The organism is Stenotrophomonas sp. YIM B06876, assembly GCF_030711595.1.
Lineage (GTDB): Bacteria > Pseudomonadota > Gammaproteobacteria > Xanthomonadales > Xanthomonadaceae > Stenotrophomonas.
Genome location: NZ_JAUJUJ010000212.1, coordinates 1 through 1,340, shown reverse-complemented (window position 1 = coordinate 1,340; position 1,340 = coordinate 1). Strand labels below are relative to the sequence as shown.

The 1,340-nt window shown below is 66.6% G+C and carries 2 pseudogenes; one reads left to right on the top strand and one right to left on the bottom strand.

Annotation, left to right across the window (positions count from 1 at the left end):
- Positions 1-578 (bottom strand): annotated as a pseudogene (locus QZH66_RS16180) (hypothetical protein); the annotation flags it as partial.
- 424 nt (positions 579-1,002) lie between these two features.
- On the opposite strand from QZH66_RS16180, the pseudogene QZH66_RS16175 reads away from it, so the two are divergent.
- Positions 1,003-1,340, top strand: a pseudogene (locus QZH66_RS16175) (primosomal protein N'); the annotation flags it as partial.

The following is a 1,340-nucleotide window of genomic DNA, read 5'->3' as shown; positions in this document are numbered from 1 at the left end:
GGCGATGCCGGCCCTGGCGCAGGCGCCGGGCGTTCACCGGGCAATGCCGCCTCGCGCAGTTGCGCCAGTCGCAGCAACCGCGCTGGCGCCAATTCGCGCACCTGCAACTGCACCTGCTCGGCCAGGGCGCGCCAAGCGCTTGCATCCGGTTGGCCCTGCGGATCCAGCGGACACGCCGCAGCCAGTGCCTGGCGATAAGCGTCCTCGCCCACGCCCAGTACTGCGGCCGCGGGGCCTTCATCGAGTCCCGCGCCGATGCGCAGCAACAGCGCCAGGCGGTTGCCGACGGCCATCTGCGACAGATGCCCCAGCGCGGGCGGCCAGTGCCCGCCCGCCGCGGCGCTGCGCAATTGGGGCGTGCTGCACAGCAGGGCCCAGAAGCGCCCCGGCCAGTCGGCCATGGCCCAGCCGTCGGCCTGGCCGGAAAAGGCATGCAGGGCGGCGGCGACCGCATGGTCGGCCACCGTCGGATCACCACTCTGCAGCTCGGCCACGACCAGTGCGCGCCGTTCGACACCCCGCAGGAACGCGGAAATCGCGGTGCCGGCGGTGGCCGGCGGTGGGGCGGGAACAGCCATCATGTGAACTCCGTCATGGCGCAAATAATAACGAGCCACCCCACTCATGAGCGGACTGGCGCCACTTCCGATGCCGCTTTGCAACGCCCTACCCGCAAGTTGTGCACAGCGTCAATAGTGTGTGATCGCGTGCCGTGAAGAATTCCGCCGATGATTTATTTCTCTTTTGTTTCACAGACAAGCCATTGATTTTGAACAATTAAAAGTTGTGGCTATTTTTTGTCCAAGTCGAGGGAGAAGCTTGATGGACCATCCTGAGCGCGTGGAGCAACGCGGTCATGCACAGAGTTATCCACAGAAAATGTGGATAAGCCCAAATCCCCAATGGGGGCGGGTGTTTACGCCCCATTTATCACTGTAGGGCCAACACCTTCATCTAAGTGATGAAACCATTCAGCTTTGTCGCAGCCGTTAAACTGCGCCCATGCTTCTCCCTTGCCCCACCTTGCGGGTCGCGCTGCCGGTGCCGCTGCCGCAGCTGTTCGACTACCTCGCCCCGGCCGGCGGCGTGGCCGCGCCCGCGGACATCGGCCGCCGGCTGCAGGTCCCTTTCGGCCCGCGCGCGCTGGTGGGAGTGGTTGCCGCGATCGGTACCAGCGAAGATCCGGCGCAATTGCGCCAGGCCGCGGCGTGGCTGGACCCGACCCCGCTGCTGTACGGGGAACTGGCCGATTCGCTGCGCTGGCTGGCGCGCTACTGCCATGCGCCGCTGGGCGAAGTGATCGCCACCGCGCTGCCGGCGCCGCTGCGCCGCGGCGAGCC